19 protein-coding genes and 1 tRNA gene are annotated in these 24480 nt (G+C 66.1%); 3 read left to right on the top strand and 17 right to left on the bottom strand.

Going from position 1 to position 24480, the window contains the following annotated elements:
• The first annotated feature begins 170 nt into the window (after positions 1-170).
• Positions 171-1070: an RNA polymerase sigma factor RpoH gene (gene rpoH, locus NJLHNGOC_RS08210; protein WP_206057843.1), complete on the top strand. Its 900-nt coding sequence runs from the start codon at positions 171-173 to the stop codon at positions 1068-1070.
• A 238-nt stretch (positions 1071-1308) separates the two neighbouring features.
• Here rpoH and NJLHNGOC_RS08205 read toward each other — a convergent pair whose 3' ends face one another.
• From NJLHNGOC_RS08205 to argC, 5 genes are all read right to left on the bottom strand, one after another.
• Positions 1309-2598, bottom strand: a complete 1290-nt coding sequence (locus NJLHNGOC_RS08205; protein ID WP_113595941.1) for an adenylosuccinate synthase — start codon at positions 2596-2598, stop codon at positions 1309-1311.
• A gap of 91 nt (positions 2599-2689) precedes the next feature.
• Positions 2690-3853, bottom strand: coding sequence for an ATP phosphoribosyltransferase regulatory subunit (locus NJLHNGOC_RS08200; protein ID WP_113595940.1), 1164 nt, complete (start codon positions 3851-3853; stop codon positions 2690-2692).
• Between the two features lie 79 nt (positions 3854-3932).
• Positions 3933-5114 carry a phosphoserine transaminase gene (locus NJLHNGOC_RS08195; RefSeq protein WP_113595939.1) on the bottom strand — a complete coding sequence of 394 codons (1182 nt, stop codon included), beginning with the start codon at positions 5112-5114 and terminating at the stop codon, positions 3933-3935.
• Between the two features lie 56 nt (positions 5115-5170).
• A tRNA-Leu gene (locus NJLHNGOC_RS08190) sits at positions 5171-5254 on the bottom strand.
• Between the two features lie 73 nt (positions 5255-5327).
• Complete coding sequence (gene argC, locus NJLHNGOC_RS08185; protein ID WP_113595987.1) at positions 5328-6272, bottom strand: N-acetyl-gamma-glutamyl-phosphate reductase; 945 nt, start codon at positions 6270-6272, stop codon at positions 5328-5330.
• 94 nt (positions 6273-6366) lie between these two features.
• On the opposite strand from argC, the gene mazG reads away from it, so the two are divergent.
• Positions 6367-7170, top strand: a complete 804-nt coding sequence (gene mazG, locus NJLHNGOC_RS08180; protein WP_113595938.1) for a nucleoside triphosphate pyrophosphohydrolase — start codon at positions 6367-6369, stop codon at positions 7168-7170.
• Between the two features lie 16 nt (positions 7171-7186).
• Here mazG and NJLHNGOC_RS08175 read toward each other — a convergent pair whose 3' ends face one another.
• The 8 genes from NJLHNGOC_RS08175 to dusB all read right to left on the bottom strand — a co-directional run bounded on the left by NJLHNGOC_RS08175 (position 7187) and on the right by dusB (position 17254).
• A complete protein-coding gene (locus NJLHNGOC_RS08175; RefSeq protein ID WP_113595986.1) occupies positions 7187-8023 on the bottom strand; it encodes an inositol monophosphatase family protein in 837 nt (278 codons plus the stop codon).
• Between the two features lie 112 nt (positions 8024-8135).
• A complete protein-coding gene (hflX, locus tag NJLHNGOC_RS08170) occupies positions 8136-9422 on the bottom strand; it encodes a GTPase HflX (RefSeq protein WP_239021412.1) in 1287 nt (428 codons plus the stop codon).
• A gap of 20 nt (positions 9423-9442) precedes the next feature.
• Complete coding sequence (hfq, locus tag NJLHNGOC_RS08165; RefSeq protein WP_113595936.1) at positions 9443-9727, bottom strand: RNA chaperone Hfq; 285 nt, start codon at positions 9725-9727, stop codon at positions 9443-9445.
• A 131-nt stretch (positions 9728-9858) separates the two neighbouring features.
• On the bottom strand, positions 9859-11250 hold the full coding sequence (gene ntrX, locus NJLHNGOC_RS08160) for a nitrogen assimilation response regulator NtrX (RefSeq protein ID WP_113595935.1): 1392 nt from the start codon (positions 11248-11250) through the stop codon (positions 9859-9861).
• Complete coding sequence (locus tag NJLHNGOC_RS08155; protein ID WP_113595934.1) at positions 11240-13510, bottom strand: sensor histidine kinase NtrY-like; 2271 nt, start codon at positions 13508-13510, stop codon at positions 11240-11242. Before NJLHNGOC_RS08155 ends, ntrX begins: the two co-directional genes overlap by 11 nt.
• 3 nt (positions 13511-13513) lie before the next feature.
• A complete protein-coding gene (gene ntrC / locus NJLHNGOC_RS08150) occupies positions 13514-14965 on the bottom strand; it encodes a nitrogen regulation protein NR(I) (RefSeq protein WP_113595933.1) in 1452 nt (483 codons plus the stop codon).
• A gap of 85 nt (positions 14966-15050) precedes the next feature.
• Complete coding sequence (locus NJLHNGOC_RS08145) at positions 15051-16193, bottom strand: two-component system sensor histidine kinase NtrB (RefSeq protein WP_113595932.1); 1143 nt, start codon at positions 16191-16193, stop codon at positions 15051-15053.
• On the bottom strand, positions 16190-17254 hold the full coding sequence (gene dusB / locus NJLHNGOC_RS08140; protein WP_113595931.1) for a tRNA dihydrouridine synthase DusB: 1065 nt from the start codon (positions 17252-17254) through the stop codon (positions 16190-16192). Before dusB ends, NJLHNGOC_RS08145 begins: the two co-directional genes overlap by 4 nt.
• Before the next feature lie 247 nt (positions 17255-17501).
• On the opposite strand from dusB, the gene ispF reads away from it, so the two are divergent.
• On the top strand, positions 17502-18671 hold the full coding sequence (ispF, locus tag NJLHNGOC_RS08135) for a 2-C-methyl-D-erythritol 2,4-cyclodiphosphate synthase (protein WP_113595985.1): 1170 nt from the start codon (positions 17502-17504) through the stop codon (positions 18669-18671).
• A 186-nt stretch (positions 18672-18857) separates the two neighbouring features.
• On the opposite strand, the gene NJLHNGOC_RS08130 is transcribed toward ispF, so the two are convergent.
• From NJLHNGOC_RS08130 to NJLHNGOC_RS08115, 4 genes are read right to left on the bottom strand one after another with little or no spacing between them, the layout of a single operon-like run.
• Positions 18858-19622 (bottom strand): ATP12 family chaperone protein, encoded by a 765-nt coding sequence (locus NJLHNGOC_RS08130; RefSeq protein ID WP_113595930.1) that lies wholly within the window; start codon positions 19620-19622, stop codon positions 18858-18860.
• A complete protein-coding gene (locus NJLHNGOC_RS08125) occupies positions 19619-22087 on the bottom strand; it encodes an AsmA family protein (RefSeq protein ID WP_113595929.1) in 2469 nt (822 codons plus the stop codon). The genes NJLHNGOC_RS08130 and NJLHNGOC_RS08125 overlap by 4 nt, the downstream gene beginning before the upstream one ends.
• A 51-nt stretch (positions 22088-22138) precedes the next feature.
• On the bottom strand, positions 22139-23116 hold the full coding sequence (locus tag NJLHNGOC_RS08120; RefSeq protein ID WP_113595928.1) for an RluA family pseudouridine synthase: 978 nt from the start codon (positions 23114-23116) through the stop codon (positions 22139-22141).
• Positions 23113-24474: a replication-associated recombination protein A gene (locus tag NJLHNGOC_RS08115; protein ID WP_113595927.1), complete on the bottom strand. Its 1362-nt coding sequence runs from the start codon at positions 24472-24474 to the stop codon at positions 23113-23115. The genes NJLHNGOC_RS08120 and NJLHNGOC_RS08115 overlap by 4 nt, the downstream gene beginning before the upstream one ends.
• Positions 24475-24480: the final 6 nt, after the last annotated feature.

Raw genomic sequence — 24480 nt, 5'->3', positions numbered from 1 at the left:
CCCAGGCAAACTGGACGTCCTGCACGATGTCGCCCATTCCGGGGATGTCCTGCGGGGACGGAACAAGTCCAGTCGTGCGTCTCTCGGAAAACGGCTGCAACCCGTTGGTCGCCTGCTCGTTACAGACTGACCCGCCAGCCCGTTCATCCGGACACAGGAGTCCGATTCTGATGGCCTCTTCTTCCGCAATTCTATCCGGTCCCGAAAACAATCTTTCAAAATATCTTCGGGATATCCGCAAATTTCCGATGCTCTCCCCCGAGGAAGAGCTGAAACTGTCGCGCCGCTGGAAGGAAAAGGGCGACACGGAAGCAGCACATAAACTGGTCACCTCCCACCTGCGTCTGGTGGCAAAGATCGCGATGGGCTATCGCGGCTATGGCCTGCCGGTGGGCGAACTGATCAGCGAGGGCAACATCGGCATGATGCAGGCCGTGCGCCGTTTCGACCCGGAACGCGGGTTCCGGCTGGCCACGTATGCCATGTGGTGGATCCGCGCCGCAATTCAAGAATACATCCTGCACAGCTGGTCGCTGGTGAAAATCGGCACCACGGCGGCGCAGAAGAAACTGTTTTTCAACCTGCGTCGCCTCAAGGGACAGATGCAGGCCATCGACGATGGCGACCTTCAGCCCGAACAGGTGGACAAGATCGCCAAATCGCTGGGTGTGCCCGAACAGGATGTCGTCAACATGAACCGGCGGCTGTCCGCCCCGGACCACAGCCTCAACGCCCCCCTGCGCAGCGACAGCGAAGGGGAATGGCAGGACTGGCTGGTGGATGACCATGACAACCAGGAACAGACCCTGGCCGAGCATGAGGAATATTCCGGCCGGCAGGCGCTTCTGGCGAATGCGATGAAATCCCTGAACGAGCGCGAACGTCATATCCTGACGGAACGGCGGCTCAAGGACGATCCCGCCACGCTGGAAGACCTCTCCCACGTGTACAACATCTCGCGCGAGCGGGTGCGCCAGATTGAGGTCCGCGCCTTTGAAAAGGTGCAGAACGCGATGAAGGCCGAAGTCGCCGCACGACGCGAGGAACATGAAAAGGCCCAGAAGGGCTGAACCCGGTCGGCAGGGAAAGCTTCCCTGTCCCCTGTCGCGTTACATGAAAACGGCCCGGAAGAATGATCTTCCGGGCCGTTTTTTCATATCTGCCCAAACTGGGCAAGTAACAGGCTTTTACCCCTGAAGACTGTTTGAAAATAAAAGTTTTGGGTGTCGCCTTTTTTCAAAAAGGCGACGTCTCTCAAAGCTTTTTGTAAAAAGCTTTATCAAAAACTTTTATGATTTCAGTCTATTATCAGTCCTCGAACGGATCGCGCATCAGGATCGTGTCGTCGCGTTCCGGGCTGGTGGACAGCAGCGTGACCGGAGCTTCGACCAGTTCCTCGATCCGGCGGACATACTTGATCGCCTGCGCCGGCAGGTCGGCCCAGGAACGCGCGCCATGCGTGGTGCCGTCCCATCCCTCCATCGTCTCGAACACCGGACGGATACGGGCCTGCGCGGCCGGGGCGGACGGGAAATGGGTGGTCTGTACGCCGTCAAGCTCATACCCGACGCAGATTTTGATTTCCTTGAGGCCGTCCAGCACATCCAGCTTCGTCAGCGCCAGCCCGTTCACGCCCCCGACGCGCACCGCGCGACGCACCAGAACGGCATCAAACCAGCCACAACGCCGGGGCCGACCGGTGACGGTACCGAATTCATGGCCCCGTTCACCCAGCGTGCGCCCCATTTCGTCATGCAGTTCGCTGGGGAACGGACCTTCGCCCACGCGCGTCGTATAGGCCTTGGCAATCCCCAGCACGAAACCGACGCTGGTCGGACCAACGCCGCTGCCGGTCCCGGCATTGGCGGCAACCGTGTTCGAGCTGGTGACGAAGGGATAGGTGCCATGATCGACATCCAGCATGACGGCCTGCGCGCCTTCGAACAGGATGCGCGATCCGGCGCGACGGCTGTCATCCAGCAGGTCCCACACCGGCGCCATGAAGGGCAGGACGCGCGGCGCGATACCCGTCAGGAAGGCCATCAGCTCTTCCTTGGTAAAGACAGGCGCCCCCAGCCCGCGCAACAGCGTGTTATGATGCAGCAGCAGCTCGTCAAGCTTCCAGTCCAGCGTTTCAGGTTCCGCAAGGTCACACAGGCGGATCGCGCGACGCGCCACCTTGTCCTCGTACGCCGGGCCGATGCCGCGCCCGGTCGTGCCGATCTTGCGATCGCCGCGCGCCGCCTCACGCGCGCGGTCCAGCGCCCCGTGCACCGGCAGGATCAGGGGCGCATTTTCCGCGATTTTCAGCGTATCGGGCGTAACCTTCAGCCCCTGCGCCGTCACCCGGTCGATTTCCTTGAGCAGCGCCTCGGGATCGACGACAACGCCATTGCCGATGACGCCGGTCTTGCCCCGCACCAGCCCCGACGGCAGCAGCGACAGCTTGTAGGTCTGATCGCCCACCACCAGCGTATGGCCGGCATTATGACCGCCCTGGAAGCGCACGACGATATCCGCGCGGCTGGCCAGCCAGTCGACGATCTTGCCTTTGCCCTCGTCACCCCATTGGGTGCCGATCACGGTGACGTTGGACATGTCCTGCTCCTCGCTCTGCTTGTCTGACGATCCGGATGCGCATCGTCAGGCGCGACCGGAAGAAAAATTCAAAAAATTAAAGGAAAAAAACTCAGTCGGCTTTTCCGACATTCCTGACCGGCTTCAGCTTTCCGCGCGACACGATGAAGGCGCATCCAAGCCGCTGCGCCTCCGCCACGGGAATGGCCATCTCGCCAAGGGCCGCGACCGTCGCATATCCCTGCGCGCGCAGATCCTGCGCCACCTCGGGCTCGGTCCCCCATGGCACGAACACGCGCGTCCGGCTTTCGCGCGGCGGGGCGACCCGCAGGATCGTATCAGGCCGCAGCGTCAGGCCACAGGCAGGTTCGTCATCGTTGGAACGGTAACGGCCACCCCGGCCCAGCTCCTCCTGCCGGCCCAGCGCGTACACCGTGACGCAGACGCCGGTATGGTACTGCCATCCCCGGAATTCGACGGGATCGACCGTCAGGCGGATGTCCGGCACCCGCTCCTCGATGGTGGCGACGGTCGCCGCCAGCCGGTCGCTCTGCGCACGCGCGGCAGGCGGTAGGCTGACGCGCGACAGGACCTCCAGCGCGCGACGCGCCGGACCGGCCGCATACAGAAGCTCCGTCAGGATGGGCGCCAGCGCACCGCCATAACGCGTGACTGCCGCCGCGTCCTTGCGATCCAGCGCGCGCAGCAGCGCGGAACGGGTGGCGGGCGTGAACGTCCCTTCGGCCAGCAGCGCGGTCGTCAGCGGCGGCATCGTCAGGTCGAAGGAGACATGCGGCACGCCCAGCATCTTCAGGCCCTCGGCCCCCAGCGCCACGATTTCGGCATCCGCAACCGGCGTGTCCGGCCCGATCAGTTCGATCCCGGCCTGCAGGATCTGCCGGTCGGTCTCACGCGACGGACTGCCCATCATCACACACGCCCCGGCATAGGACAGGCGCAGGGGACGGGGCCTGCGCGCCAGACGCGTGGCCGCGATGCGCGCGATCTGCGGGGTCATGTCGGGACGCAGCGCCATCATGCGCCGCGTGTCGGGGTCCATCACGCGGAATGTCTGTTCCGCCACCGCCGCGCCTGATCCCGTCAGCAGCGTTTCCTCGAATTCCAGCAGCGGCGGGGAAACCCGGTCATAGCCATGCGCGGCGAACACCCGCATCAGGGATTCGAGTCCCTCGGCCTCCGCCTCTGCCGCAGGGGGCAGCACATCGACAAATCCGGCAGGCAGCAGTGCGGGATTGAGGGGCGGATCATCCGTCATCGTTCATGCCTATTTCTTGACGTGCGCGCATCAGGCGACACGACGTGCAGGGCGCGCATCATGCGTTTGCGCAGTGGGATCAGATATATGTCGCACGGACCCGGGCATGCGCCCAGTCGAGCCAAGGCAGCACCGCCGCCAGATCGGACGATTCCACCGTCGCCCCGCCCCACAGGCGCAGGCCCGGCGGCGCATCGCGATAGCTGCCGACATCCATCGCCACCTCCTCGGCCGCAAGCAGGGCCACGATCTCGCGCGCGGCCTTCGTCTGCGTCTCATGGTCCAGCGCGGTGAACCACGGCGCGACAATGCGCAGGCAGATGGCGGTGCTGGAGCGGTGGCGCGGCGATGCGGCAAGGAAGGCGGCCCAGTCGCTGTCGGCCACCCATTGCGCAACCACCGCAAGGTTGGCGCGGCTGCGCGCGATCAGGCCCGTCAGGCCGCCCACCTGTTCGGCCCAGCGCAACCCGTCGAGCGCATCCTCCACGCATAGCATGGAGGGCGTGTTGATCGTATCGCCCCGGAAAATGCCCTCGATCAGGCCCTTGCGGTCGGTCAGGCGAAAAATCTTGGGCAGCGGACGCGGCGCGGGCTGCGACACCAGGCGTTCGACCGCGCGCGGCGACAGGGCCAGCATGCCATGCGCCGCTTCCCCGCCAAGGACCTTCTGCCATGACCACGTGACGACATCGAGCCTGTCCCACGGCAGGTCCATCGCGAACGCGGCGGACGTTGCGTCACAGATCACCAGTCCCTCGCGATCGGCGGGGATGGCATCGCCATCGGCGAAACACGCGCCGGACGTCGTACCGTTCCACGTCAGGACCACGTCGCGCGACCAGTCCACCTCCGCCAGGTCGGGAACCTCCCCGTATCCGGCGCGCAGAACGCGGGCATCCGGCAGCTGGAGCTGCGCGATGATGTCGTTGGCCCATGTGGCCGAAAAACTCTCGAACGCCAGGACATCGACCGGGCGCGTGCCCAGCAGCGACCACAGGACCATTTCCACCGCGCCCGTGTCGGAGGCGGGAACGATCCCCAGACGCCAGTCAGCGGGCATGCCAAGGATATCGCGCGAACGGGTAATCACCTCGTTCAGGCGCGCCCGTCCCTCGGCCGAGCGATGCGAACGTCCCACCAGCGCAGACGACAGCGCCGCCAGCGACCATCCCGGCCGCTTGGCGCACGGGCCGGAGGAAAAGCACGGATTGAGAGGCCGCGCCGACGGCTTTTCGATCTGGATTTCGGGCAAGGAAAACATCGTCCTGTTCGCAACACGGGCAAAAGGGACAGCGCGTCACGTCATGACACGCCAACTGGTACGAGAGGGGGGATTCGAACCCCCATGCCTTGCGGCGGTCGATTTTGAGTCGACTACGTCTACCGTTCCGTCACTCTCGCATGCAGGCCTGCTTAACAGCAAAACAGGGCCGGTGGCAATTGATCGCGCACCCGCGCCTGCGGGCCGCACATATCATACGGGGGATGGCGTCTCCAGCCCCAGCATCAGGGCGATGTTCTGGATCGCGGCACCCGAAGCCCCCTTGCCCAGATTGTCCAGACGCGCGGTCAGGACCGCCTGCCGGTGCTCCTCGTTCACATGCACCCGCAGTTCCATGCGATCGGTTCCCGCCAGCGTATCGGCGCAAAGGCTGGCGCAGGCATCAGGCACGCTGATGCGGTCCGAGCCACGATAATGCGCCACCAGCGCCGCGTGCAGGTCCGCGCCACGCGTCCCCTTTGGCAGAAGGTCGAGGTGCAGGGGGATGGAGACGATCATCCCCTGCGGGAAATGCCCCACCGACGGCACGAAAACCGGCGCGCGCGACAGGCCGGAATACACGGTCGCCTCCGGCAGGTGCTTGTGCTGCAGCGACAGGCCATACAGTTCGAACGCGGGCCCGCCATCGCGCTCGTGCGCCTCGATCATCGCGCGGCCGCCACCGCTGTAACCACTGACGGCGTTGACCGTGACGGGATAGTCCGCCGGGACAAGTCCCGCCGCAACCAGCGGATGCAGCAGCCCGATGATCCCGGTGGGATAGCAGCCGGGATTTGTGACATGGGTGGCCGTGCGGATGGCCTGCGCCTGTTCGGGACGCATTTCGGGAAACCCGTACACCCAGCCGGGGGCGGTCCGGAACGCGGTGCTGGCGTCGAGCACGCGTGGCGCATGCCCCCCCTGCGCCCGCAATCCGTCGATCATCGCCACAGCGTCGCGCGCGGCGGCATCGGGCAGGCACAGCACCACAAGATCCACGGACGCCATCATCTCCCGCCGTGCCTCGGGGTCCTTGCGCAGTTCCGGCGCGATGGAGCGCACATGCACCGGCAGGCGTTCCAGACGCGCGCGGATTCCCAGGCCCGTCGTGCCCGCTTCTCCGTCAATGAATGCCGATGGCAGTGCGTGAGTATTCATGATCCCTGTTTCCCGGAAAAATCCGTCGCACATTGCGCGGACTGGCGGACTATACAATCATCGCCGGGTGCCGCAACCATGACAGGAGCCCCACATGCCCGACGCCCCCACGCCGCCCGACGCGCCGCAGGCCATCAGCCGGCTGCTCGACATCATGGCGCGCCTGCGCGACCCGCAGACCGGATGCCCGTGGGACCGGGAGCAGGATTTCGCGACCATCGCCCCCTATGCGATCGAGGAAGCCTATGAGGTCGCGGACACCATCGCGCGGCAGGACTGGGACGGGCTGCCCGATGAACTGGGCGACCTGCTGCTGCAGGTGGTCTATCACGCGCAGATGGGGGCGGAGGCCGGCATGTTCGACTTCGCCACGGTCGCCAGCATGATTGGCGACAAGATGGTCCGGCGCCATCCGCATGTCTTTGGCGACGCCACGCTGACGGAGGGTCAGTGGGAGGAGGGCAAGGCCCGCGAACGCCTTGCGCGCGACCGGGCGGGCACGCTTGATGACGTGCCGGTCGGCCTGCCTGCCCTGCTGCGCGCGCGCAAGCTGTCAGGCCGTGCCGCACGGGTGGGATTTGACTGGACGCACGCCACCGACGTGATGGGCAAGGTGGACGAGGAAATCGCGGAGCTGAAGGCAGAACTCGACAGCGGCGACAGGGCGCGGATGCGCGACGAACTGGGCGATGTGCTGTTCACCCTGGCGACCCTTGCGCGCAAGCTCGACCTCGACCCGGAGGACTGCCTGCGACATGCCAACGCCAAGTTCACGCGCCGCTTTACCGAAATGGAACAGGATCTGGCCCGCCGCGGCCTGGCGCTGCGCGACGTGGATGTCAGCGTGATGGAGGAAGGATGGCAGGCCGTCAAACGGCGCGAACGGGGGGAGGAATGACGACGTCCCCGTCCCGTCAGGACGCGCCAAGCAGCAGGTCGCGCAGGGCAGTCCAGCTGGCATGGTCGGGGGCATAAAGCAGCCCGCCTTCCCGGTCGGTCACGCGATAGGGGGATCCGTCGAAATGCGCGGCATGGCCGCCCGCCTCCTGATGGATCAGCCATCCCGCCAGATGGTCCCATGGCAGCGTGCGGTTGAACAGCAGGAAATGGCATTTGCCATCGACCAGCATCAGGTATTCCTGCGCGGCGCAGCGGAAATCCCACGATCCCATCACGCGCGGCAGGTTGCGCGTCACGGCATCGCGCAGGTCCGGCGCCAGATAACGCCATGATGCGTTGCCCGACATCGCTTCGGGCGCGACCGGCGCCGCCACCCGCATCGCACGTCGGCTGCCATCGCGGTCATACAGCCATGCCCCCTGCCCGCGCGCCGCGACCGCCGCCACGTCGCAGACCGGATCAAGGATGACGCCGCCCACGACCTCTCCCCCCGCCACGGCGGAAACCATGACGCCAAACAGCGGAACCCCGGCGGCATAATTGGCGGTCCCGTCAATCGGGTCGATCACGAATGCAAGCCTAGCCTTTCCCAGCCCCGACAGAAGCGACGGATCGGCGGCGACCGCTTCCTCCCCCACGATCAGGGCGTCGGGATACAGGTCGCGCAGGGCATGGGTAATGACACGCTCGGCCGCCTCATCCGCCGCCGTGACGACATCGAGCGCCGAACTCTTGGTGCGGATGTCCGCATAACCCAGACGGCGGAACCGCGACATGACCTCGCCCCGCGCGGCATCGCGCATCAGGCCAAGGACCCCCTCCATTTCCGCAAGGCCAATCCGATCGGTCATTGTCCGTTCCCCCATGCCATGGACAACCACGTTCCATGACAATTCTGATCCTGTCGCGGTCGGGATACCAGCCCCGTCCGGCATGCGACCCGGTCACACAACGGTCATCGGCTCAGCTTTCGAAGCAGGTGATCCCGGCGGCATGCTGCATTTCAAAACGCGCGCGATTTGCGGGCGAAAGGCGCACATACATGTCCACCCCGTCCTCCTCATCCGTGCGTTCGACCACCTCGCCATGTTCATACAGCCACGCCATCGCCGCGCCATTGGCGACCGGAATGCGGTAATGCGCCAGTTCCATGGCATGGGTCAGGCGTTCGTCGATGCAGCCCAGCAAATCGGGCAGCCCGTCGCCGGTCATGGCCGAAATGACGATCGCGCCCGGACGCGCGCCCACGGCCTCGCGCCCGCCCAGCAGGTCGGCCTTGTTCAGCACCTCGATCACCCGCGATTGCCAGTCGGATTCGATCGTGCCGCTGCGCGCCATGCCCTCAAGCACCTCGATCACATCGGTGCGCTGGGTCGCGGTTTCGGGGTGGGAGACGTCGCGGACATGCAGGATGATGTCGGCCTCGGCCACTTCTTCAAGCGTCGCGCGGAAGGCGGCGATCAGTTCGGTGGGCAGGTCGCTGATGAACCCCACCGTATCGGACAGGATGATCCGTCGTCCCGACGGCAGGCGGATCCCGCGCATCGTGGGATCAAGCGTCGCGAACAGCTGGTCCTGGGCATAGACGCTGGCCCCGGTCAGGGCATTGAACAGCGTCGATTTCCCGGCATTGGTATAACCCACCAGGGCCACGACGGGGAACGGCACCCGCTTGCGCGCCTGACGGTGCAGGCCGCGCGTGCGGCGCACCTGTTCGAGTTCGCGCTTGAGGCGGACGATCCGGTCGCCGATCATGCGACGGTCGGCCTCGATCTGCGTTTCGCCCGGACCGCCAAGGAACCCGAAACCGCCGCGTTGGCGTTCCAGATGGGTCCATGTGCGCACAAGGCGGCTGCGCTGGTATTCCAGATGCGCCAGCTCCACCTGGAGAGAGCCTTCCTTCGTCGCCGCGCGTTCGCCGAAGATATCGAGGATCAGCGCCGTCCGGTCGATGACCTTGCAGCCCAGCGCGCGTTCAAGGTTACGCTGCTGCACCGGGGTCAGGCGGGAATCGATGATGACGACGGCAATATTGTCTGCCCGGACGGTCGCATGCAGCGACTCGACCTGTCCGCTGCCCAGCAGGGTGGCGGGACGGCGCGCGCGCAGCAGCAGCACCGCCTTGCAGATGATGACCAGCCCGATGGAGGCGGCCAGCCCCACGGCCTCTTCCAGGCGGGCTTCGGCGGCGCGGCTTTCATCCTGCCGGTCGGGACGTTCCCACGGCAGGATGACGGCGGCGCGCGTCATGACCGGTCCGGGGGCCGATGTCACAGGAACTCGCCGGTACCAGCCACGGGGGAAGCCTCCTCACCTTCGGCGACGGGCGGTTCGAACAGGGTGACGGGATTCGCGGGCATCACGGTGCTGATCGCGTGCTTGTACACCAGCTGCGTATGGCCATCACGGCGCAGCAGGACGGAAAAATTGTCGAACCACGTAATGATTCCCTGAAGCTTGACGCCATTGACAAGGAAAATCGTAACGGGGGTCTTGGATCGACGGACATGGTTCAGGAAGACGTCCTGAACGTTCTGCGAAGGATCTTTTGCCACGGCAAGGCCTTACTTTGTTGCTGTTGGGCAGGTCACACAGCACGGAATCGTCCCCGTGCCCATGCTACGGCGTTGCCACCGTCCGTATCACGGTTGATTGTCTAGCAGCCCTGCGGGCATCGGGCAAAATCTCAGGCAGGGTTCCGATCTTCCGATGTCACGCCAAGCTGCTTGAGCTTGCGATGCAGGGCGCTGCGCTCCATCCCCACGAAACCTGCCGTCCGGCTGATATTCCCCCCGAAACGCAGCAGCTGAGCCTGCAGGTACTGGGTTTCGAACAGGTCGCGCGCCTCACGCAGGGGCAGGCCCATCACATCCTCATCGGAATCAAATTTCAGTAACGTGGGCGCCCCCTCCCCGACACTCGACGGCAGCATGTCGGCGCGGATCGGGTCCGTGCCGTTGCCCGGCATCATGATCAGCAGGCGTTCCATCAGGTTGCGCAGTTCACGCACGTTGCCGGGCCAGTCGTAATTCTGCAGCGCGGCAATGGCATCGCCCGACAGTTCACGCAGCGGCAGCCCCGCATTTTCCGCGGCACGGCGCAGGAACAGGCGGGCAAGGTCGGGAATGTCCTCGCGCCGTTCATGCAGCCCCGGCACGCGCAGCGGCACGACCGCAAGGCGGTAGTACAGGTCCTCGCGGAAGCGTCCGGCGGCGATTTCCGCCTGCAGGTCGCGATTCGTCGTCGCAAGGACGCGGACATCCACCTTGACCCGGCGCGACCCGCCCAGCCGCTCGAACGTCTGGTCCTGCAGGGCGCGCACGATCTTGCCCTGCGTTTCCAGCGGCATGTCCGACACCTCGTCCAGCACGAGCGTCCCGCCATGGGCACGCTCCAGCACGCCGGTACGACGTCCCGCCCCGTCTTCGGTTCCCTCGATCCCGAACAGTTCCTCCTCGAAGCGGGAGGGGGCAAGCGTCGCGCAGTTCAGGACGATGAACGGACCGTCGGACCGACGCGAACTGGCATGGATCATGCGCGCGGCCACTTCCTTGCCCGAACCCGCCGCGCCGGAAATCAGCACGCGCGACCCCGTTGGCGCCACGCGGTCGATCTGGTTGCGCACGGCGGTGATGGCGGCGCTGCGGCCGTCCAGCATCGCCTCCGACCCGGCGCGCAGGCGCAGCTCCGCATTTTCGCGCGCAAGGCGCGACGCCTCCAGCGCGCGGCGCACCACGACCAGCAGGCGGTCTGCCTGGAACGGTTTTTCGATAAAGTCATACGCCCCGTGCTGGAGCGCCGCCACGGCGGTTTCAATCGTGCCATGACCGGAAATCATGACGACAGGCACCGAGGGTTCTTCCTTGTGGAAGACATTGAGGATGCCAAGCCCGTCAAGGCGCGATCCCTGCAGCCACACATCCAGAATGACAAGCGACGGACGACGTTCGCGAAAGGCGCTGATGGCGGAATCGGCATCGCCTGCCAGCCGTGTCTCGTATCCCTCGTCGCTCAGGATTCCCTCGATAAGCAGCCGGATGTCAGGCTCGTCATCGACGATCAGGATTTCATGTCCCATGGTCGTCCTTTATCGGCAAAATCAACGTCGAAACAGCTCCCCTACCTTCGGGACAATCTTCTAGACCGACACTGCCCCCATGGTCTTCCAGAATCTTCTTGACGATTGCAAGACCCAGTCCGGTGCCTTTCGGCTTGTGCGTCACATAGGGCTCCGTCAGGCGGGTGCGGTCCTCGACCGGCAGGCCGATCCCGTCATCGGCCACCGACAGACGCAGATCGCCATCCCCGCATGACAGGCCGATGCGGATCGTCCCGGCCACGCCATCGCCATTCCCCCCAGCATCCGCTTCTTTGGGGCGCATGGCAATGGCATCCGCCGCATTCTGCAACAGGTTTGTCAGCGCCTGCCCGATCAGCCGGCGGTCGCATTCCACCATCGGCCCCCGGTCCGGCAGGTTCACGACATAGCGGATTTCCGGATGCGCGCTGCGCTGCAGGATCAGGGCCTCGCGCACGATACGCGAAAAATCCTCGTCACGCATCATGGGCTGGGGCATGCGGGCAAAGGCGGAAAATTCGTCCACCATACGCCCGATATCCCCCACATGCCGCACGATCGTATCCACGCATTGCGAAAATGTGTCAGGATCGGAAGAGATTTCACGCAGGAACCGGCGCTTCAGACGCTCCGCCGCAAGCTGGATGGGTGTCAGCGGATTCTTGATTTCATGGGCGATGCGGCGGGCGACATCGGCCCAGGCCGCCTTGCGCTGCGCCACCTGCAGGGCGGTTATGTCGTCAAAGGTCACGACATAGCCATCGGCCACGTCGCCGGTGACGCTGCTCTGCATTTCCGCGCCGATGCGCACCAGCAGCGTGCATGAGCGCGTCCCCGCCACGACATGCACCTCATGCGTAAGCTCGCGGTTCACCCCGCGCGCCACCTGTTCCAGCATGGGCGCGAATTCCGGCACCACGTCCACCAGCCGTTCCCCCACCGCGTCGTTGAGGTCGCGATGCAGAAGGACGCTGGCCGCGCGGTTGGGCAGTTCGATGACCTGATGGGAATCCAGCCCGATCACCCCCGCCGACACCCCTGACAGCACGGCCTCGGTAAAACGCCGGCGTTCGTTGATCTGGGTGGAGGCATTCATCAGTTCAGTGCGTTGCGTCGAAAGCTGGTCCGTCATGCGGTTGAAGGCACGCGACAGGCTGGAGACCTCGTCATCACCCTCGCCTTCGGGCACATGCGCGTCGAGGTCGCCCCGGCTGATCCGTTCGGAGGCAAGGATCAGCAGGCTGAGCGGGCGCACGATCTGGGTCGCCAGCACCAGCCCGATCAGGATGGCCGCCCCCAGCACCAGCACCGCCACCAGCGCGAAGATCAGAACGAAGGTGAACTGTATTTTTGCCCTGTTGCGGTTCAGGCGCTGGTAATCGCTGACCACGCTTTCGGTCTTGCGCATGTGGCCAAGGATATCGGGATCGACCGGGCGGGAGATCATCAGCATCAGCGGCGGCGTATCCCCCAGGGAAATCACGGCGCGCACCGTCTTTTCATCGGGGGAATCGAGGATGGCGATATCGTTGGTCCGCGCCATCAGGGTGGCGGCTGGCGGCGGCAGGTCCTGCCCGTACGCCGAATGTCCCATCAGCCCGCCGGAGGCGACAACCGTGTTGGTGAACGGATCATAAATGACCGCCATGTTCAGCCCGCGCAGCGTCGCCTGTGAATCGAGTATCTGCCCCAACGCGTCCGGGTCGTGCATCAGGTCGGTGCCGTTGCCCATCAGGCCGCTCTGCGCGCTGACGAGGTAGTTCGCCAGCGAAAACGCCTCGGTGCGGATATTGGCGTTATGTTCCTGAAGATAGCCGCGCGACGCCTCCAGCGCCTCGTTAAGGGCGGTGTTGACGCGGTCGCTGAACCAGATCTGGATGCCGTAATGGAAAAAGACGGCGGCGAACACGCCCACGACGATGGTGGGCGCGACCGCCACGATCCCGAACAGCGTCATCAGCCGCACATGCAGCCGCGCCCCGGCCAGCCCGCTGCGCCGTTCGGCCAGCATCCGCCCCACCTGTTCCGTCAGCGCGGTGGCCAGCAGCAGCAGGACGAGGAAATTGAGGATGAAGATCAGGGCCTCGATCTGCGGGTGGCGCGCCAGCGACATGCCCCCCGACAGCACGACGAACGTCGCCACCCCGAGGCAGAGCGCCAGCAGCACCAGCAGGAGCGAGACATTGCGCTGCACCAGCAGGTCCAGCCCCCGTCGCACCAGCCCGTGCGCGCCATCCAGATCGCCGCGACGTTCCGTCATGGCTCAGCCACCACCGCGCACGACGGGGATATCCAGATCGCGTATCTTCTTGCGCAGCGTGTTGCGGTTCAGGCCCAGCATCGCCGCCGCCCGGATCTGGTTTCCCCGCGTGGCCGACAGGGTCATGCTGATGAGGGGGCGTTCGACCTCCGCGATCACCCTGTCATAGATGTCATTGAGCGGCATGCCGTCCTGTCCCGTTTCAAGGAAATGCCGGAGATGGCGTGCCACCGCGTCCGACAGCGTCTCGGTCTCGCGGGCCGCGACCTCCGCCACCGGGGTGGACATGGCCTGCGCCTCCGCCAGTTCATGCTCGACCAGGTCCGCGCCCAGCGTCTCCTGCGGGTAAAGGGCGCTGAGCCTGCGCATCAGGTTTTCAAGTTCACGCACGTTACCGGGCCAGCGATAGGCCTGCAGCGGCGCGATCGCCGCCTCGTCCAGCATCTTGGCTGGCGCGCCGTTCTCCTGACAGGCATTGAGGAAATGCCGCGCCAGCAGGGGAATGTCCTCCGTCCGTTCGCGCAGCGGCGGCAGGCGCATCGGCACGACGTTGAGGCGGTAATACAGGTCCTCGCGGAAGGTGCCCGCCTTGATCGCCTGACGCAGGTCGCGGTGGGTGGCGGCGATGATGCGCACGTCCGCGCGCACCGGGTGCACGCCGCCCACCGTGGTGAACTCCCCGTCCTGCAGCACGCGCAGAAGGCGCGTCTGCGCCTCTGGCGGCATGTCGCCGATTTCATCAAGGAACAGCGTGCCGCCCGCCGCCTGTTCAAAACGCCCGGCGACGCGGCTGGTCGCGCCGGCGAACGCGCCGCGCTCATGCCCGAACAGTTCGCTTTCGATCAGGTCGCGCGGCACGGCGGCCATGTTGATCGCGACGAACGGGCCCGACCTGCGGCGGCCGTATTCATGCAGCGCCCGGGCCACCAGTTCCTTTCCCGTACCACTTTCGCCCGTGATCATCACCGTCAGGTCCGACGTCGTCAGCCGCGCGATGATGCGATAGATGTCCTGCATCACCACCGAACGGCCGATCAGCGGCATCTGCTCTTCCGGCTGCGCCGGGGCCGGGGCGGGCAGGACGGTCGCAGGCGTCGCCAGCGCGCGCGCCACCACCGCCAGCACCTCCTTGAGGTCAAAGGGCTTGGGCAGGTATTCGAACGCCCCGCGCTGCGTCGCCTGCACCGCCGTCGTCAGCGTGGACTGCGCGCTCATCACCACGACGCGCAGGTCGGGCCGCACCCGGCGGATGCGCGGGATCAGGTCCAGCCCGTTCTGATCGGGCATCACGACGTCGGTAATGACCAGGTCGCCCTCCCCTTCCTCCACCCACTGCCACAGGGTGGAGGCATGCGCGGTGGCGCGGACCTGATATCCGGCACGCCCCAGCGCCTGGCTGAGTACGGTGCGGATGGAACGGTCGTCATCGGCAACAAGGATAGTCGGCAGCGACATGACGGCTTTACAATCTTTCTGCTTGCTGAAGGCCCATGTTCCCGGGGATGGATGGAAACGGCCTGTATCGGGATGCGACGGCGCCCTATGGCATGTCGCGGTCTTCGGACACCACCGGCAGGTGCAGCAGCACCTCGGTATGCCGGGGGCGGCTTTCGATCTCTATGACGCCCCCGTGGTCGCCCACGATCTTTCCGGCTAGCGCCAGCCCGAGCCCGCTGCCACTGGCCTTTGTCGTCAGGAAGGGTTCAAACAGGTGCGGACGGATGTTTTCGGGAATGCCCGGCCCGTTGTCCCGCACCGAGACAAGCAGCGGCAGCTGCACGCGCCGCCTGCCCCCCACGGTGGAAACCCAGATGCCGGGACGGTAGCTCGTCGTCAGGGTGATCTGCGCGTCGGGGGTCGCGTCCGGACCATGCAGGGCCTCCGCCGCGTTCTTGACGAGGTTGAGCAGCACCTGCACCAGCTGGTCGCGATTGCCCCAGACAGGCGGGAGCGAGGGGTCATAGACCTCCTCGAAACGGATATCGGCGGCGAAACCCTGCTGCGCCAGGCGGCGGACATGCTCAAGGACACGATGGATATTGACGGGACGCCGCTCGATCGGCTTGTCGCTGAACATGTCCATCCGGTCCACAAGGTCGCGGATGCGGTTCACCTCGTCCTGGATCAGGACGGCAAGCTCGCGGTCGGCCTCCCCCACGGAACTTTCCAGCAGCTGTGCCGCGCCACGGATGCCCGAAAGCGGGTTCTTGACCTCATGCGCCAGGATGGCGGCCATCCCCGCGACGCTGCGCGCGGCGGAACGGAACGTCAGCTGCCGGTCCAGCACCCGCGCGGCGGAGGAATCATGGAACGTCAGCACGACGGAACCCGGCTCCTCCATCAGGGGCGCGCCCTGCACGGTGACACCCTCGCGATGCAGGCGGGGGCCCTCCAGCGTGACTTCATGTTCCACCACGGTCTGCCCGTGGTCGCGCACCTGCGCCACAAGCAGGAAGACGGGATGGTCCGCCGGCATGATGTCGGTCAGGCGCATCTGTACAAGGTGGACGCGCGACATGCCGAAGAACGGTTCGGCCGCCGCATTGACGTACCGGATCGCCATTCCTTCGCCCACCAGCACGACAGGCAGCGGCAGCGCATCAAGGAGGAGACGCCCGTTGCCCGTCACGGTCTCGGGCGAGCACGCAGCATGGCCGCCTGTCCCTGACGGCAGTTCCCTCATGCCGCGCGCGCGCTCGGCCCGGCGTCGGCACCCGTGGTCGATGGCCGCGGCCCGCGCACATGGCCTGCCGCGATCTGGCGGTCATAGAATTCCCCGATCATGCCCAGCGCGGTTTCCACCGTATCGACGCGGTTGATCGCCGCGCGGAAACCCGCCGAATCCGGCAGGCCGGCGGAATACCATGACACGTGCTTGCGCGCGAGGCGCAGGCCCGGATGGGCGCCGAAATGTTCGATCATCATGTTATAGTGTTCAAGGACGATCGATTTTTCGGTCGGCAGGTCGGGTTCCGCCACCATCACGCCCTGCGTCAGCGCCGCGCCCACCTGCGCGGGGAACCACGGCCGGCCATAGCAGCCGCGCCCGATCATCACGCCGTCCGCGCCCGACTGTGCCAGCGCCTCACGCGCGTCGCCCACCGTCAGGATGTCGCCATTGACGATCACCGGCAGGTCTATCGCCTCCTTCACCGTGCGTACGAAACGCCAGTCCGCCGTGCCGTTATAGAACTGCTGCCGGGTGCGGCCGTGGACAGTCACCATGCGGATGCCCGCCTCCTGCGCGATGCGCGCCAGCGTCGGGGCGTTGAGGCTGTTGTGGTCCCAGCCCATGCGCATCTTGAGCGTCACCGGAACGTCCACCGCGCGGACCACGGTGGCCAGCAGCCGCGCGGCAAGGGCCTCGTCACGCATCAGGGCGGATCCCGCCTGCTGTCCCACCGCCACCTTCTTGACCGGGCAGCCGAAATTGATGTCGATCAGGTTGGCCCCGCGATCGACGGCGATCCGCGCGGCCTGCGCCATGGCATCGGGATCGCATCCTGCAAGCTGCACCGCGTTCAGGCCGTCGCCCGCGACCTCCGCCATGCGCAGGGTATTGCTGTTTTCACGCACCATCGCCCATGACGCGATCATTTCCGATACCACCAGTCCCGCGCCCAGACGCCGCGCCAGACGACGGAACGGCAGGTCGGTCACGCCGGACATGGGCGCCAGGATGACCGGCACGTCCAGCCTGATCCCGCGTCCCAGATCGATTGGAGGCAACAGTTCAGATGACATCAAAAAAACCCGCTTTCCCGAAAATCCGCTTTCCCGGGCCGTGCCCTACCATTTCGGCAGGGGCCACGCCAGCCGTCACCGGTCGGGGTGGTCCCGCCGTTCCTGTATCACAATGCTTATGATTTAGGCAGAATACCTTTTCCGTTTCCATCACGCAATTGATGATAATGCGCATCGGGAACGAAATTGGCGGCCATGACGCGTGGATGCTTGACGTGGGGCCGACATGGCCGCATTCCTGCCGACCATGCGTGTTGCAGCCATCCTCCTTGCCGCAGGCCAGGGCCGCCGTTTCAGCGCCCAGTCCGCGTCCCCTGTCGCCAAGCAGTATCTGACGCTCGGCGGCAGGCCCGTCATCCGCCATGCCGCGGATGCCCTCGTTCCGCATGTCCAGATCCTCCAGCCGGTGGGCGATCGCGCCGCGCTGGACGATGCGCTGTCGGGCCTTGCGCCGGACGGCTGCGCCGTGCTGGCCGCCGTGCCGGGCGGGGAGACGCGACAGGCCAGCGTCAGCGCCGGGCTGGAGGCACTCGACCGGCTGCCGGCGGACCAGCGGCCGGATCTGGTGCTGATCCATGACGGCGCGCGCCCCTATGTCCCTGCCGACGTGACGCGCGCGGTGATCGACGCGCTGGGCACGCATGCGGGCGTCATTCCGGGTGTGCCCGTGGCCGACACCATCAAGCGCGCCCATGACGGCATCATCACCGATACGGTGCCCCGGACCGACCTTTACCGCGCCCAGACGCCGCAGGGCTTCCGTTTCGATCTGCTGCGCGACCTGCATCGCGGGGCGGCGGCGTCCGATGCGACCGACGACGCGGCGCTTCTGGAAACCGCGGGCCATCACGTGGCGATCGTCGCGGGATCCGAAGACAACATCAAACTGACCTACAAGGAGGATCTGGTGCGACTGGAACGCCTGATCGGCCCGACCCTGCTGCCGCGCATGGGGCTGGGGTATGACGTGCATGCCTTTGCCGAAAACCGCCCGCTGATCCTGTGCGGCATCACCGTGCCGCATACGCGCGGGCTTGCGGGACATTCGGACGCCGATGTCGGCATCCATGCCCTGTGCGACGCGATTTACGGCGCGCTGGCCGAAGGGGACATCGGCCGCCATTTCCCCCCCAGCCAGAACGAATGGAAGGACGCCGACAGCGCGCGGTTCCTGGTCCATGCGGGCGAACGCATCCGCGCGCGCGGCGGGATGCTCATCAACGCCGACCTGACCCTTATCTGCGAACGGCCCAAGATCGGCCCCCACGCGCAGGCAATGCGCGAACGCCTTGCCGAACTGCTGCAGGTCGGGGTGGATCGTATTTCGGTCAAGGCGACGACCTCCGAACGGCTCGGCTTTACCGGTCGCGAGGAAGGCATCGCCTGCACGGCGGCCGTCAGCGTCCTCGTCCCCTGAAAACCGGTCTCTGTCCGTAACCGTTTACGGACAGAGGCATCCCGCAGCACCCCAACAACAGTCTGAAATTATAAAAGTTTTTGGTGAAGCTTTTTTCAAAAAGCTTCGAAAGACGCCGCCTTTTAAAAAAAGACGGCACCCAAAAACTTTTACTTTTCATCAACAGGCTGTTTCCAGGCAGCGCGCCTATCCCTTGCGGGCAAGGTCGAGGAAGGTCCAGCCCTCGACCACCTCACGCTCCAGCAGCGCCAGCATGGCCTCCTGCTGTGCGTCGCGTCCCCATATTTCCATCTGCGTGCGTTCATCCAGCGTCGCGACCTGCGCTGCCCTGCGGGCGTCGATCGCCCCCGTGACAACCGCGATCCCCAGCACGATGCTTTTCATCGCAGGCACGATGACGCCCAGCGCGGCGAGTGTCGCATCGTCATATCCCCGCAGCAGTGCCGCCAGCCCTTCCATCGCCTGCGGGCTCTGGCTGATGGGCATGACCCCCTGCGTCGTGCGCAACGTGATGCCATGACGTTCACGCAGCCAGTCCACCCATGGCGTCCACTGCGCCGCCTGGCGTTCGCACAGGGTCGCGGGATGGGTCGCGCGGTAACACAGCAGTTCCCCATCGGCATATCGCAACAGGGCATCGACCGTGGCCTCGCGATCCGGGGCGATGCGTTCGATCATCGTCCCCGCGATCCGGGTCAGCGGCAGGTCCGCCGGCGTGAACAGGCCGCCTTTCGCGCCCTGCCCCGCCGCCGCCCATTCCCGCGCCAGCGCCTGCGCCAGCGCATGGCTTTTCACCCACAGCAGCGCCTTGCCGGGCAGGCGCACCGGACGACCGTCCAGATGCACCACGTAACCGCCATCCTGTTCCACGACATCAACCGTATCCCAGAACCGCCGCCGCGCATCCTTTGCCGGGGGCGTGGCAGGCCCCGCATCCGTATCGTGCGTCAATGTATCAGCCCCAGTCCCTTGAGCACGTCCTTCGCCTTGCCGATCTTGGCCGCAGCCTTGGGATTGTCGCGCGCAAGGGTGCTGGCGTCAGTGGAAACCTTCGGCATGGACCCCGTGGGTTCGGGGCCGGCCTGTCCTTCACGCGCGGCCTTCAGCGTCGCGGGACAGGGATCGACAACCGTGCCGTTCCCGGAGGAACCACCCAGCAGCAGGCCGATGGCGTACCGTCCGTCCGCTTTCGCATCCATGCGCGGACGCGGCGCCGACAGGCTGCCGCCCACCTGCACCGGGATCGACGCCCCGGTCCCGCCAACCAGCACCTGCGGCAGCAGATGCAGATCCAGCGCATAGGACGCCAGCCCCACGGTGCCGCTTCCGGTCATGCTGAGGACGGAGGTCTGAAGCCCGATGGTATCGACCTTCGCCTGTCCGTTCGCCATGTCCATGTGAAGCCCGAAACAGCGCAGCGGAAGCGCCCCCGAACCCGTCAGGCCATGTGCCACATTGCCCAGCAGCGATCCCAGCGCCGCCCCGTCAATCGTGCCATTGACGATGGACGCCCCCATGTGTCCGCTCAGCGTGCTGCGCAGTTCGGCGGTCGTATGGCCACGCGCGCTGCCTTCACCCACCAGCTGGAACGCGCCACGCACCGCCACGGGCATGCCGGTGCGCTGTTCGATCCATGTCGCGGGCAGCACCAGCGTGCCGATGGTGCCCGAAACGACCGGCACGTCACCAGACGCATCCACGGCGAAATGACCGGATATGCGTCGCCCGGTGCCAGATGCCTGTAACGGATCGACGCTCAGCCGCCCGTCACGCAGGGCAATCTGCATCAGCGCCTGTCGATAGGCCTCGCCCTCCAGCTCCATCTGCGCCACGCTGACCTTGAGGTCCATGTCGATGTCACGCAGGCGTTCGAACGCGATACGGTTGTCCGATGGGGGCGGCGCGGTTTTTTCCGCGGCCTTGGCCGGGGTGACGGGGCCGCGCAGGGCATCGAGGTCAAGCCAGCTTGCATCGATCGCGCCCGCCAGCAGCGGCACGCCGCCATGGCCGCCATGCATCGTCAGGTCCAGCGTGCCGGTCAGCGCAAGCTGCGTGCTGCGGATATTGAGGTCGGACAGGGCAAAGCGCGCGCCGTTGCCTTCGCTGACCAGATGGGTCGTTGCCTCCAGATGATCGAGCGCCGCGCCATCGGGCAGCACAAGATGACCGGCACTTCCCGTGACGTTCACCACCGCGCGCGTCCCGCCCAGCATGCCCGCGATACGCAGCGAACCCGGCGCGCCCGACAGGTCCACCGACAGCGGCAGCGAATCCGAAAGATGCGTCAGCAGCGCATGTTCCGCCTGTTCCAGCGAACCGAACGACGCCGCAAGCTTCAGGTCCTGCCCGTTCCAGTTGCCGGCCCCCTTCATCGTCAGCATCTCGTTCGGGGCGGCGGCATCGACCGCCAGACTGCCGACCTGCAGCCCCGCCAGATACCGCCGCGCGTCGAATGCGCCCGTCTGAAGGTGCAGCGACCTGACCTGCGGCACGATCTTCGTATCCTGCGGCGCACTGCCATCGACCACGCGCGTCGACAGCCGCACATTGGCGACGTCCGGCAGTTCGTATCCCGCCAGAAGCGGCGCCAGATCGCCCAGGCGCGCGATCTGTCCGTCGATCTTCAGGTCGTATCCTTTGATGCGGTCGGGATTGGCCAGCGTCCCGTCCACCGTGACCTGTCCGGCGTCACTGCCATGATCGCGAAAGGCCGCCTTAAGGCGAAGCGGCCATTTCTGCCCGTCCTGCGCCCCCTGCGTCAGGGCAATCGCGCCCGTATGTCCCGTCAGGGTGAAGGTCGCGTCCCCCTGCCCGCCCGCGATGTCGAATTCCGGCTGGCTTCCGCCAAGCCCGCTGACATTGACATGCGCGAGGGCAAGCTGCGTCTTTACATTCGTCAGGCGGTCGTCCCAGCCCACCGTCGCGTCACGCACCTGCAGGCTGCCAAGCTGCACCGTCCATGGCGTGCCCGACGCCGCCTGCGTCGCGGCCGGATGGCTGGCCTGTGGCCCGTTGGGGGTCAGGCGCCAGTTCGCCTGCCCGTCGGCATTGCGCTGCAGCGCCACGACCGGATGGTCGAGTGTGACGTTCTCGAGCTGGATGCGATGATGCAGCAGCGCCATCAGGTCCACGCTGGCATCCATGGCCCGCGCGGTGAACATCTGCGCCGTGTCGCCCCCCTTCATGTTCGCAAGGCCGATATCGCGCACGGAGACCGAAGCGGGGAAAAGATGCACCTCCACCGCGCCCAGCGTGACGTCGCGCCCGGTCTGGCGTTCGATCGCGGCAATGGCGCGCAGGCGCAGCGCCTGCGGATCCAGAAGGCTTCGGACGGCCAGTGCGCCGCCCGCCGCCACCACCACGATCGCGGCGGCGGACACCAGCAGGCCACGGCGTAAATTCGCGCTATATGCCATGATTCCTCAGTCCCGTTTCCTGTCTGTTGCGGGCCCTGCCCCACCCGCCCTTCATGTGCGCCGGGGCGCGGGCGCGGCAGGTGCGACAAAGCCAAGCTGGCGGAAGGTATCCTTCATATGCGACGGCAGGTCCGCCGAAACCACCAGCCGGCCGCCAGCCGGATGCGGGATGTCGAGCATGCGCGCGTGAAGATGGAGCTGGTCAGGGAAACCCTCCACATGGGCACGCTCATCGCCATATTTCGGGTCGCCGAGGATGGGGGTCCCCAGGGCCTCGCAATGGACGCGAAGCTGGTGCGTGCGCCCCGTCAGCGGCGACAGCGCCAACCATGACAGCTTCCGTCCCGCCGCGTCCAGAACCTCGTATTCCGACAGGGCATGCACCGCATCCTTGTCGCGTCGTCCGGCCACCACCATGATCGCCCCGGCCCCTGCGCCAAGGCGGGACAGGGGCTGGTCGATCACCCCCGACGCGGGCGTGGGACGCCCCACCGCCACGGCCCAGTATTCCTTGCGCACGTCGCGGGTGCGAAAAGACGCCGCAAGCTTTGCCGCAACCCCGGGCGTGCGCGCCAGCAGCAGCAGCCCCGACGTGTCGCGGTCGATACGGTGGACAAGGCGCGGACGCGGGTCGTCGGGCTGTTCGCGCAATCCGTCAAGCAGCCCGTCGATATGGTGCGTAATCCCCGGCCCGCCCTGCACCGCGATGCCCGCCGGCTTGTTCAGGACGATCACCTGATCGTCGCTGTAGATGACCATCGCGCGGATTTCGCGCACCTGCCGTTCATCCAGCGCCTTATGCGTCACGGGCGCGGGACGGCTGGCCTGCGGGATGGGGGGCACGCGCACCGCCTGTCCGGGGACAAGCCGGGTGGCGGTGGTCGCACGACGACCATCCACGCGGATCTGTCCCGTGCGGCACAGCTTCTGCAACGCCCCCTGCGTCAGGTGCGGGTAATGCCGGCGGAACCAGCGGTCAAGGCGGATATCGGCTTCGTCATCACTGACGTTCAGGGTCACGACACTCATGACCCACGGCTTTCGCGCACTCTGCTCCAACTGTCCAGACGTCGCGCGACCTCACGTTCATGACCGCGCCCCGTCGGACGGTAGAACTGCGGCCTCTGCATGCCGTCGGGAAAATAGTTCTGGCCCGAAAAACCCTCGGCCTGATCGTGGTCGTATTCATATCCCCGGCCATAGCCGATATCCTTCATCAGCTTCGTCGGTGCGTTGAGGATATGGGCGGGCGGCATCAGGCTGCCGGTGGCGCGGGCGGCGCGACGCGCCTTGCCATAGGCGACATAGACCGCGTTCGATTTCGGCGCGGTCGCCAGATGGACCACCAGCTGCGCCAGCGCCAGCTCCCCTTCGGGCGAACCCATGCGTTCATATGTCTCCCACGCCGCGACCGCCAGCGGCAGGGCCTGCGGGTCGGCCATGCCCACGTCCTCCGCCGCGAAACGCGTCAGGCGACGCGCGATGTAGCGCGGGTCCTCCCCCCCTTCGAGCATCCGGGCGAACCAGTACAGTCCGGCATCCGGGTCCGAACCGCGCAGGGATTTATGCAGCGCGGAAATCAGGTTGTAATGCTCCTCCCGGTCCCTGTCATACAGCGCTGCGCGTTTCGCCAGCAGCCGCGAAAGCGACTGCGGGTCGAACACGTCATCCCCCGGCTGCGCCAGGATCTGCTCGACCATGTTCAGCAGGTAGCGCCCGTCGCCATCGGCCATTGCACGCAGCGTCGCGCGCGCGGGCGGCGTCAGCGGCAGGGCGCGGCCGATCTCCGCCTCCGCACGGCACAACAGCAGTTCGAGCGCCGCGTCGTCCAGACGGCGCAGCACCAGCACCTGACAGCGCGACAGCAGCGCCCCGTTCAGCGCGAATGACGGATTTTCCGTCGTCGCCCCCACAAGGACCACGGTCCCGTCCTCCACCACCGGCAGGAAGCCATCCTGCTGCGCGCGGTTGAAACGGTGGATTTCATCAACGAACAGAAGCGTCCCCTCGCCCCGCGCGGCGCGGCGCCTTGCGTCCTCGAACACGCGCTTGAGGTCGGCTACGCCAGAAAAAACCGCCGAAATCTGCACGAAACGCAATCCCGCCGCATGGGCCAGCAGACGCGCGATCGTCGTCTTGCCCACGCCCGGACCGCCCCACAGGATAAGGCTGGCAAGGCTGTGGTTGCGCAGCATCAGGCTCAGCGTGCCCTGCGGTCCCAGCAGGTGGTCCTGTCCCACGACCTCGCCCAGGGTTTCGGGACGGAGACGATCGGCCAGCGGACGATGCCGCGACGCGCCCCCCTCCCCCTGTCCAGAGGCAGGGGCGGCCTGTGGACGCGACATGTCAGGCATATCCCCGAACAGGTCTTGGGTAGGGTCGTGCATGGGGTC

The sequence above is a fragment of the Novacetimonas cocois genome (assembly GCF_003311635.1).
GTDB lineage: Bacteria > Pseudomonadota > Alphaproteobacteria > Acetobacterales > Acetobacteraceae > Novacetimonas > Novacetimonas cocois.
Note: the sequence above shows the minus strand (reverse complement) of the source record. Positions and strands in the feature narration are given on the sequence as shown.

Bases quoted from the DNA above. Each gene is read 5' to 3' on its own strand.
- NJLHNGOC_RS08200 (WP_113595940.1), bottom strand. From the start codon at position 3,853: ATGACGGATGATCCGCCCCTCAATCCCGCACTGCTGCCTGCCGGATTT.
- NJLHNGOC_RS08175 (WP_113595986.1), bottom strand. From the start codon at position 8,023: ATGACCGATCGGATTGGCCTTGCGGAAATGGAGGGGGTCCTTGGCCTG.
- NJLHNGOC_RS08120 (WP_113595928.1), bottom strand. From the start codon at position 23,116: ATGAGTGTCGTGACCCTGAACGTCAGTGATGACGAAGCCGATATCCGC.
- NJLHNGOC_RS08195 (WP_113595939.1), bottom strand. From the start codon at position 5,114: ATGTTTTCCTTGCCCGAAATCCAGATCGAAAAGCCGTCGGCGCGGCCT.
- ntrC (WP_113595933.1), bottom strand. From the start codon at position 14,965: ATGTCGCTGCCGACTATCCTTGTTGCCGATGACGACCGTTCCATCCGC.
- NJLHNGOC_RS08155 (WP_113595934.1), bottom strand. From the start codon at position 13,510: ATGACGGAACGTCGCGGCGATCTGGATGGCGCGCACGGGCTGGTGCGA.
- rpoH (WP_206057843.1), top strand. From the start codon at position 171: ATGGCCTCTTCTTCCGCAATTCTATCCGGTCCCGAAAACAATCTTTCA.
- ntrX (WP_113595935.1), bottom strand. From the start codon at position 11,250: ATGGGACATGAAATCCTGATCGTCGATGACGAGCCTGACATCCGGCTG.
- NJLHNGOC_RS08145 (WP_113595932.1), bottom strand. From the start codon at position 16,193: ATGAGGGAACTGCCGTCAGGGACAGGCGGCCATGCTGCGTGCTCGCCC.
- argC (WP_113595987.1), bottom strand. From the start codon at position 6,272: ATGAATACTCACGCACTGCCATCGGCATTCATTGACGGAGAAGCGGGC.
- dusB (WP_113595931.1), bottom strand. From the start codon at position 17,254: ATGTCATCTGAACTGTTGCCTCCAATCGATCTGGGACGCGGGATCAGG.
- hflX (WP_239021412.1), bottom strand. From the start codon at position 9,422: ATGACGCGCGCCGCCGTCATCCTGCCGTGGGAACGTCCCGACCGGCAG.
- NJLHNGOC_RS08205 (WP_113595941.1), bottom strand. From the start codon at position 2,598: ATGTCCAACGTCACCGTGATCGGCACCCAATGGGGTGACGAGGGCAAA.
- NJLHNGOC_RS08115 (WP_113595927.1), bottom strand. From the start codon at position 24,474: ATGCACGACCCTACCCAAGACCTGTTCGGGGATATGCCTGACATGTCG.
- ispF (WP_113595985.1), top strand. From the start codon at position 17,502: ATGCGTGTTGCAGCCATCCTCCTTGCCGCAGGCCAGGGCCGCCGTTTC.
- NJLHNGOC_RS08125 (WP_113595929.1), bottom strand. From the start codon at position 22,087: ATGGCATATAGCGCGAATTTACGCCGTGGCCTGCTGGTGTCCGCCGCC.
- mazG (WP_113595938.1), top strand. From the start codon at position 6,367: ATGCCCGACGCCCCCACGCCGCCCGACGCGCCGCAGGCCATCAGCCGG.